A 9,527-nucleotide genomic window follows, 5' to 3' on the forward strand; every position below is an offset into this window, starting at 1 on the left:
GTTCAAAGCCGGGACGCTCTAGTCCAGGTAGTCCCGCAGGACCTGGGAGCGGGACGGGTGCCGCAGCTTGGACATGGTCTTGGATTCGATCTGGCGGATGCGCTCGCGCGTCACACCGTAGACCTTGCCGATTTCGTCTAAAGTCTTCGGCTGGCCATCGGTCAGGCCGAAGCGCATGGCCACAACGCCGGCCTCGCGCTCGGACAGGGTGTCCAGGACGGAGTGCAGCTGCTCCTGCAGAAGCGTGAAGCTCACGGCGTCCGCAGGGACAACGGCTTCGGAGTCCTCAATGAGGTCACCGAACTCGGAGTCACCGTCTTCACCCAGCGGCGTGTGCAGGGAGATCGGCTCGCGGCCGTACTTTTGGACCTCGACAACCTTTTCCGGGGTCATGTCCAGCTCGAGCGCCAGCTCTTCGGGCGTGGGTTCGCGGCCGAGGTCCTGCAGCATCTGGCGCTGCACGCGGGCAAGCTTGTTGATGACTTCCACCATGTGCACCGGGATGCGGATGGTGCGGGCCTGGTCGGCCATGGCGCGGGTGATGGCCTGGCGGATCCACCACGTGGCGTACGTGGAGAACTTGAAGCCCTTGGTGTAGTCGAACTTCTCGACGGCACGGATCAGGCCCAGGTTGCCTTCCTGGATGAGGTCCAGGAACAGCATGCCGCGGCCGGTGTAGCGCTTGGCCAGCGAGACCACGAGGCGCAGGTTGGCCTCAAGAAGGTGGTTCTTGGCGCGCTTGCCGTCGTGGATGACGAATTCGAGCTCACGCTTGAGCTTGGCGTCCATCGAACCGTCGTCGGCGTTGATCTTCTCCTCGGCGAACAGTCCCGCTTCGATCCGAAGGGCCAGGTCGACTTCCTGCTCGGCATTCAGCAGGGCAACCTTGCCGATCTGCTTCAGGTAGTCCTTGACGGGGTCGGCCGTGGCGCCGGCCGACATGACCTGCTGCACGGGAGCGTCGTCGTCGTCGGCGTCGGAGTAGACAAAACCGGAACCGGTGGCGGCAGGCTTGTCCTTGGCGGCTGCGCCTTCCTCGACGTCGTCCTCGCTGAGCTCGACATCGGGGGCCGCGGGGTCGAAGTCCTCGTCCTCCACGTCAACGTCCTCGGCGTCTACATCGCCGGACTTGCTTGCGGCTTCGGCCGCAGCCTTGGCGCCAGGCTTGGGCCCGCGCTTCTTGGGAGCCGGCTTGTCCGCGGCGCTGGCGCCTTCAGCGGAAGCCTTGTTGGCAGCACGTGTCGCCGCGCGCTTCGCAGACGTAGCCGCCTTCTTTTCTTCGGCGGACAGTTCGGCCTGGGCGGCGGGTTCCTTCTCGGCGGAAGACGGGGTCACAGAAAACCTTTCTAGCGGCGGTCTGTGGAATCACCATACGGGCAACACCACTATGACCCTGTCAAGTCCGCGATCAACATCAAATGCGGGAGCCACCTGCAGAGCCACTAAGTAGAACTCCCGACGGCACCGTAATGTTCCCTGGTTCAGGGGCATTTCGGGCACTTGATACACGGACCCAACCGGGTCTCGGCAACCATTGTCTCACGGTTTTTCCGAATCGGAAGGCGGGGCACGGCCGTCAACTCAGGCGGCCGTGCCGCCAAACTTCCGCCATGCCGCCTCACGCCGCCGCGCCCAGCCGCAAATCGTCCCGCGCCGCACCACCTCGCCAAGGAGCTCGGCGAGGCGGTAGCCGGGTTGTTCGGCGTCGGCCCGGACGAAGTGGCCGTGGGCGAACGAACCGCTCCCCTTGCACCAGTGGATCCATCCCTGCAGGGTCAGGATTGCGGCGAGGGCTTCGCCACCACCGGCGTCGCGCAGGCCGAAGAGGACGGTTTCCAGCCGTTCCATCCGGGGCCAGTCCGGGATGTCGGGGCGGAGCCCGAGGAGTACATCTCCGTAGCTGAGAGGACCGGCGTCCTCGTCCGTGGCACCCGCAGTCTCGGCACCCGCAGTCTCGGGACCGGCGGTCTCAGAACCGGCAGCCTCGCCCGCGCCTGCCAGGTCCGGAATGTCGAGGGGCGGTTCGTCGTCAGTGGCGGTGAAGTACCCGAAGGCTTCGGCTCCGCCGCGGGCCGCTGCGGTGCCCGCGGCGGCCATCACCGCCACGGCATCCCGCCAGGCCGGAACCCGCAGGCTGGCACGCAGGAAGCCAAGCAGCTCCGGCGTCAACGGGGCGCCCGGCCCGTCGAGGACCCGGCACCAGAGCTCCAGCACGGCGTCCAGGGACCGGCGGCTCCGCCAACGCCGCAGCATCTGCAGAAGGTGCCGCTCCTCGGAATCCAAGGCGCCGCGGCTGCGTGGGTCCGCGCCACGCGGCATGCCCGTGAACAGCGGAGCGGCCACATTGCTCCCCCGGTACACCATTTCGGCGTTGAGCCTGCTGTCCCGGATCTGCTCGACCGGCCGTCCCGGCGCCGGGCAGCACTCAGCGTCGGTGCAATACGCGCTCCGCCAGTACTCGGATCCGACAAACCAGGCCTCGCGGACGCAGGGTCCGCCGCCGAGCACTTCCTGGAGCTCCGCCAGCAAGGGCATATTGCGTTCCAACAAGGTTCCGTCCTGCCAGCCCGCATCAGTAAAGACGGCCAGCAGGACGCCGTCGGCGCGTTCATCGGCGGCGAGGTAGTCCCGTACCCGGGCGGCAAAGAGCGGCAGGATGCTCCGTGATCCGCTGGCGGGCAAGTCCACCCGCAAGGTGGCGCCCAGAGTGTTGCCCTGCATGGTGATGGCAACGAGGCTGTCGGCGGGCCAATAGCCCAGCACGTGCGGAATGAAACCCAGAACGTCCTCTGGCTGGCTGATGGTCATGCGCTCTTTGGAAGTCATGGTTCCAGCATCGGCAGCGCCGGCGGGGCCGGACAGACTGCAGCCGCCCTATGTGGACAAGGCAAAAGAAAGCCTGTTGTGGAGGACGGGTCCGGCGTCCTCCACCTGCCGCCACACCGCGCCTTCGGCCGCTATGCCGTGGGGCTGTCCTGCTTGTCGGAACGGATCCGGCGCCGTTCAATCCTGCTGCGCCGCTGTTCCAGCAGCGTGCTCAGCAACGGCGGTACGTGGACGCCCTGCGCCGCCATCTGCCGGCGCACCTTGCGGCGGGTCACCACGATCAGCACGGTGCCGAGGCCAAGAAGCAGGAAGTGCACGCTGAAGGCGATCCGGAAAGGGGCCAGGCCGTAGAGCTCTCCGCCTGAGAAGCCCGTGGCGTTCAGCACGTCGAGGATGAGGCCGATCAGGTAGATGGCCACGAGTGCGGCGATGAACCCGCCCACATTGACGATGCCGGTGGCCGTGCCGATCCGGTGGGAGGGGTTGAAGGTGCGGGCAAAATCGAAGCCGATCATGGATCCGGGCCCGCCGATGGCCAGGACCACCACCAGGACGGCAAGCAGCCACAAGGGTGCCCTGTCCGGCAGGGCCAGCACGGCCGCCCAGGCCAGCACCGTGGCGAGAGTGATCAGCAGGACCATGGCGGAGCGCCGCATGGGGTGCCTGGACACGAAGCGGCCGAAGCCAGGGCCGGCCACGATGGCGGTGGCCACAAACAGTGCCATGAGCCCGGAGACCGTGGCAGTGTCCAGCCCCTGGGCTGAAATAAGGAAGGGGTACCCCCAGGTCATGGCGAAGACGTTGCCGCTGAACTGGATGGTGAAGTGGCTCCAGAGGCCCAGCCTGGTGCCAGGCTGTTTCCAGGCCCGGGACAGGGAGATGCCGGTGGCGCGCAGGCCCTGGCCCGGCTCCCGCGGAGGGTGGCCCGGAGGCGCATCGCGCATGACGGCCAGGACCAGCACGAGGGCGACCACCGACATTGCGGCGAGGCCAAGGAAGGCCGGTGTCCAGCCCACGCTCTGGAGCATCAGCGCGAAGGGCACCACGCTGAACAGCTGGCCCAGTTGACCGCTCATGCCGGTCAGCTGGGTTACGATCGGCACTTTGGCCGGAGCGAACCACAGCGGAATGAGCCGGATCACCGAAATGAAGGTCATGGCGTCGCCCGCACCCACCAGGACCCGGCCCATGACTCCGCCGGGAATGCTGTCGGCATGGGCGAGCTGCAGCTGGCCCAGCGCCATGAGCACGGCTCCGCCGGCCACCATGGCGCGTGAGCCGAAGCGGTCAACCAGGACGCCGACGGGAATCTGGAGTCCTGCGTAGACGAGAAGCTGCAGCACGGTGAAGAAGGAGATGGCCGCTGCGCTTGCATGGAAGCGCTCGGTCGCCTCGAGCCCGGCCACGCCGAACGATGTCCGCTGGGTGACCGCCACCAGATAGGCGAACACCCCGATTGTCCAGATGAGCCAGGCGCGGGGAGCATTCACCCCTCAATTATGCCAGCCCGCTGTTAAAACCAGATTTAAGGACGCGAGTCCTTTCGTGCCAAATAGGCCTCCACTGCGGCGCCGATGTCCTCGGCATTGGGCAGTTCATCGTTTTCGTCAGCCAGCAGCGAACGGCGGACCGTACCCTCGGCCTTTTCGTCGTAGCTGGATTCCAGCTTGGCAACCACCTGCTGGACTTCCTCCGATGCCTCGATCTGTTCGGCGATCTGGCGGCCGACTTCCCGTCCTGCCTCGCGGAGACGGTCCGTGGGCAGCATAAGGGACGTTGCCGCACCCAGGTACTCGAGGCCGGCCACCGCGGCGGGCGGATATTCGGCTTCCGAGAGGTAGTGCGGCACGTGGATGACGTAGCCGGCCACGTTGCGTTCCGCCTCGGTGAGCCTGAGCTCGAGGATGTGGCCGATGGCCGCCGGCACCTCCACCGTGGGCTTCCAGCTTGAAATGCCCTCGATGAGTTCCGGACGGTTGCCGTGCACCGTGACACCTACGGGGCGCGTGTGCGGCACCGGCATGGGGATGGAATGGATCCAGGTCACCAGGTTGACGTCCAGCTTTTCCACGATCCCGACGACGGCACGCGAGAAGCGCTCCCACTGCAGGTCCGGCTCGAAGCCCGCGAGTAGGAGGAAGGACTGGCCCAGGCCGTCCTTCAGGCGGTAGAGCGCCAGCTTCGGCGCCTGGTAGTCCTGCAGGTGGTCCTCGACAAAGCTGATGTGCGGGCGCCGGGAGCGGTAGTCGATCAGCTGGTCGGCGTCGAACACCGCCACCACCTCGGCGTCGGCGTCGAGCCCATCCAGCAGTTCGGCGTTGATCTGCCTGACCACATGCCCGGCGTCGGCAAAGCCGGTGAATCCCATGAGTATGTTCAGCCCCCGAAGCTCGGGGCTGTGGAACAGTTCGATGTTGCTGGCGTAGAGCGCCTCGGGGTCCAGGAGGGAGCCGGATATCCGTTCAAACACGGCATGGTCCTTTCGCGTAGGCAAGTTCGGGGGTAGCCGCCGCACGCCTGGGTTTCACACCGACGAAGGCCTGCGCAGCTCTATGTATTCTTACAACGCCATGCGCCGGGCAGGCATTCCTGAGCGCGGATGTGCTGCAGCTCTCATTTAATTGCCGTCCGGCGCAGTCGAGAGACTACGATCGAAGCGGGCCGCCCAGGCGGCCCTGAAGACGAAGGCCGTCGTCGCAGGAGGACGGCGGACGCGCACCCGGGGCGGGCGCCAAACATGCAGCCCCCCGCCATGCAACGCAGAGAGAAGTGAGGACAGATCCTCGTGGTCAAGACTACTGACATCACCCTGGCCGTTATCGCCAAGGACCTCAAGAAGTCCCCCAGTGACGCGCTCGTCATCGGAGTGGCGCAAGGTGCGGACGGGCCCGTGCTGTTGGCGAACCCGTTGAGCGCCAAGGCAGCGGAGACACTGGCCGGTTCCCTGGAGATTCTGGGCGTGACGGGCGCCGCCGACCAGGCCCACCGCCTGCCGGGCCTGCCCGAAACCGGTGCCGGTGTCCTGGTCCTGGCCGGCGTCGGCAAACTGGAGGACGGTGCCCTGGCCGAAGAAGCCCTGCGCCGCGCCGCCGGATCCGCCATCCGCCAGCTCGCCGGGCTCGCCACTGTCACGCTTGCCTTCCCGACGGCGGCCCTCGCCGACGTCGCGGCGGTCGCCGAAGGCGCCACCCTGGGTGCCTATTCCTACACGGAGCACCGCTCCAGCAAGGATGGCTTGAAGGACCCCGTCGCGAAGGCCGTCATCTATACGGACGTCACCGCCAAGGACGCCCAGCCTGTCATCGACCGTGCCCGGCTGCTCGGCCGTGCCGTCAATGCGACCCGCACCCTGGTCAACCAACCGCCGAGCCACCTCTACCCCGAGTCGTTCGCGGAGTCTGCCAAGGAACTCGCCAAGGGCCTGCCCGTCAAGATCACGGTGTGGGACGAAAAGCGCCTTGAAAAGGAAGGCTTCGGCGGCATCCTGGGCGTCGGAAAGGGTTCAACCCGCCAGCCGCGCCTGGTCAAGGTGGAGTACGCGCCGGCCAAGGCCACCAAGAAGATCGCCCTCGTGGGCAAGGGCATCACCTTTGACACGGGTGGAATCTCGATCAAGCCGGCCCTCGGCATGGGTGACATGAAGAGCGACATGGCGGGCGCCGCCGTCGTGCTTAACACCGTCCTGGCGGTCGCCGGACTGGGCCTGCCCGTCAAGGTCACCGCCTGGCTCTGCATCGCCGAGAACATGCCCTCCGGTGCCGCGCAGCGGCCCGCCGACGTCCTCACCGTCTACGGCGGCAAGACCGTGGAGGTGCTCAACACCGACGCCGAAGGCCGGCTGGTCATGGCGGACGGCCTTGTGGCCGCGAGCCTCGAGCAGCCGGACGCCATCATCGACGTCGCCACGCTGACCGGCGCGCAGCTGATCGCCCTGGGCAACCGCACTGCCGGCGTCATGGGTTCCGACAGCGTCACTGCCGCCTTGAAGTCGGCAGCCGACCGCGCGGGCGAGCTGGTCTGGCCCATGCCGCTCCCGGAAGAACTGCGCGCCAGCCTGGATTCCCAGGTGGCGGACCTGGCCAACATCGGCGAAAAACATGGCGGCATGATGACCGCCGCAGTCTTCCTGCGCGAGTTCGTCGGCAAGGACGCTGCAGGCAAGCAGATCCCGTGGGCGCACGTGGACATCGCCGGCCCCTCGTTCAACAACGGCAGCCCCTACGGCTACACGCCCAAGCAGGGAACGGGCTGCACCGTCCGCACGCTGCTTGCCTATCTGGAGGACGTCCTGGCGGTTTCCGCCTAGATCCCGACCCCCTTCCTGGGCGTGCGCAGGGGCTGCGGACAGCTCCGCGGCCCCTGCGGCACCCGCGAAACGGCGGGCATTGTGGCTGCCGTGTCACAACTCAACGTGAGTCTGGACACAAGCGCCCCACAAACGCCTGCGGAGGGTGGAGCATGGGTAGGTGGTTCGCTAAGGTGAACCACGGTAGTCACAAATGCAAGAGAACTTTCGTGCTGGCATAATCACGGCAGAACAAGTTCCAAGACCAGATGACGCGTTGTCGCGTGTCATCATTCACGCGAGGGAGCGTTTAAGTGGCCGATCAGGCAACTGCGCAAGAATTCGACATCCTGGTACTCGGTGGCGGCAGCGGCGGCTACGCCACGGCCCTGCGGGCCGTACAGCTTGGTTTCACCGTTGGCCTTATCGAAAAGGCGAAGCTCGGAGGCACCTGCCTCCACAACGGCTGCATCCCCACCAAGGCACTGCTGCACTCGGCCGAACTCGCCGACCACGCACGCGATTCCGGCAAGTACGGCGTGAATGTCACGTTCGACGGCATCGACATGTCCGCCGTCAACGCGTACAAGGACGGCATCGTTGCCGGCAAGTACAAGGGCCTGCAGGGACTCATCAAGTCCAAGGGCATCACCGTCATCGAAGGTGAGGGCAAGCTGCAGGGCAACAACACCATTGTTGTGAACGGCACCGCCTACACCGGCAAGAACATCGTGCTGGCCACGGGCTCCTACTCGCGCTCGCTGCCCGGCCTGGAAATCGGCGGCAAGGTCATCACCTCCGACGAAGCCCTGGTGATGGACTACATCCCCAAGAGCGCCATCGTGCTCGGCGGCGGCGTCATCGGCGTCGAGTTCGCTTCCGTCTGGAAGTCCTTCGGAGTGGACGTCACCATCATTGAAGGCCTGCCCTCCCTCGTCCCGAACGAGGACGCCTCCATCGTGAAGAACCTGGAGCGCGCCTTCAAGAAGCGCGGCATCAAGTTCAGCACGGGCATCTTCTTCCAGGGCGTTGAGCAGGACGAGAACGGCGTCAAGGTCACCCTCGTTGACGGCAAGACCTTCGAAGCAGAGCTGCTCCTGGTCGCCGTCGGCCGTGGCCCCGTCACCGCGAACCTCGGCTACGAAGAAGCCGGCATCACGCTGGACCGTGGCTTCGTCATCACCAACGAGCGACTGCACACCGGCGTAGGCAACATCTACGCCGTGGGCGACATCGTCCCGGGCGTTCAGCTGGCCCACCGCGGCTACCAGCAGGGCATCTTCGTCGCCGAAGAAATCGCCGGCCTGAACCCCACCATCGTTGAAGACGTGAACATCCCCAAGGTCACGTTCTGCGAGCCCGAAATCGCCACCGTCGGCTACACCGAAAAGGGCGCCAAGGAAAAGTTCGGTGACGACCAGGTGGAGACCCAGGAATACAACCTGGCCGGCAACGGCAAGAGCTCCATCCTCGGCACCGGCGGCATCGTCAAGGTTGTCCGCCAGAAGGACGGCCCCGTCGTCGGCATCCACATGATCGGCTCCCGCATGGGCGAGCAGATCGGCGAAGCGCAGCTGATCGTGAACTGGGAAGCATACCCGGAGGACGTCGCACAGCTGGTTCACGCCCACCCGACGCAGAACGAAACCCTGGGCGAAGCCCACCTTGCCCTCGCGGGCAAGCCGCTTCACGGCTAAGACTTCACCCAAGCCACGGTCCGGTGCGTCCGGCCCACCTGCCGGACGCACCGGACCGAACCAAGAATTCATCCACAAGATCAATAAGGAGAACGGGGACGACATGTCTGAATCCGTTAACTTGCCCGCCCTCGGTGAGAGTGTCACCGAAGGAACCGTCACCCGCTGGCTCAAGCAGGTTGGTGACCGGGTAGAGATCGACGAGCCGCTGCTCGAGGTTTCCACCGACAAAGTAGACACCGAAATCCCCTCTCCGATCGCCGGCATCATCGAGGAAATTCTCGTCGCTGAGGACGAGACCGCCGAAGTGGGCGCACCCCTGGTGCGCATCGGCGACGGCTCCGGCTCTGCTGCTCCCGCTGCCGAGGCCGCACCCGCTGAAGCTGCACCCGCCGCCCCCGCCGCGGAGGAAGCCCCGGCCGCCGAGGCAGCTGCCATTCCGGCCGCCACTGCCCCCGCAGGCGAAGGCCACGAAGTGACCCTCCCGGCCCTGGGCGAAAGCGTCACCGAGGGAACCGTCACCCGCTGGCTCAAGGCCGTCGGCGACACCGTTGAGATCGACGAGCCGCTGCTCGAGGTTTCCACCGACAAGGTCGACACCGAAATCCCGTCCCCGGTTGCAGGCACCCTGCAGGAAATCCGCGTGAACGAGGACGAGACGGCTGAGGTCGGCTCCGTTCTGGCCGTCATCGGCTCCGGCGCAGCTGCTGCTCCGGCGG

At 66.1% G+C, this 9,527-nt stretch carries 7 protein-coding genes; 3 read left to right on the forward strand and 4 right to left on the reverse strand.

The window, feature by feature from the left end:
- Positions 1 to 18: 18 nt before the first annotated feature.
- The 4 genes from J1902_RS15650 to J1902_RS15665 all read right to left on the reverse strand — a co-directional run bounded on the left by J1902_RS15650 (position 19) and on the right by J1902_RS15665 (position 5,296).
- Complete coding sequence (locus tag J1902_RS15650; protein ID WP_207617241.1) at positions 19 to 1,335, reverse strand: RNA polymerase sigma factor; 1,317 nt, start codon at positions 1,333 to 1,335, stop codon at positions 19 to 21.
- Between the two features lie 246 nt (positions 1,336 to 1,581).
- Positions 1,582 to 2,826: a DUF4192 family protein gene (locus J1902_RS15655; protein WP_207617242.1), complete on the reverse strand. Its 1,245-nt coding sequence runs from the start codon at positions 2,824 to 2,826 to the stop codon at positions 1,582 to 1,584.
- 131 nt (positions 2,827 to 2,957) lie between these two features.
- On the reverse strand, positions 2,958 to 4,316 hold the full coding sequence (locus J1902_RS15660) for an MFS transporter (RefSeq protein WP_207617243.1): 1,359 nt from the start codon (positions 4,314 to 4,316) through the stop codon (positions 2,958 to 2,960).
- 35 nt (positions 4,317 to 4,351) lie between these two features.
- A complete protein-coding gene (locus tag J1902_RS15665; RefSeq protein ID WP_207617244.1) occupies positions 4,352 to 5,296 on the reverse strand; it encodes a proteasome assembly chaperone family protein in 945 nt (314 codons plus the stop codon).
- A 315-nt stretch (positions 5,297 to 5,611) separates the two neighbouring features.
- Here J1902_RS15665 and J1902_RS15670 point away from each other — a divergent pair, with 315 nt between their 5' ends.
- The 3 genes from J1902_RS15670 to J1902_RS15680 all read left to right on the forward strand — a co-directional run.
- Complete coding sequence (locus tag J1902_RS15670; protein ID WP_207617245.1) at positions 5,612 to 7,132, forward strand: leucyl aminopeptidase; 1,521 nt, start codon at positions 5,612 to 5,614, stop codon at positions 7,130 to 7,132.
- Between the two features lie 293 nt (positions 7,133 to 7,425).
- Positions 7,426 to 8,808 carry a dihydrolipoyl dehydrogenase gene (lpdA, locus tag J1902_RS15675; RefSeq protein WP_207617246.1) on the forward strand — a complete coding sequence of 461 codons (1,383 nt, stop codon included), beginning with the start codon at positions 7,426 to 7,428 and terminating at the stop codon, positions 8,806 to 8,808.
- Between the two features lie 103 nt (positions 8,809 to 8,911).
- On the forward strand, positions 8,912 to 9,527 hold a 616-nt coding region (locus J1902_RS15680; RefSeq protein WP_307794471.1), incomplete at its 3' end, for a biotin/lipoyl-containing protein.

The organism is Arthrobacter cavernae (assembly GCF_017368795.1).
Classification (GTDB): domain Bacteria; phylum Actinomycetota; class Actinomycetes; order Actinomycetales; family Micrococcaceae; genus Arthrobacter; species Arthrobacter cavernae.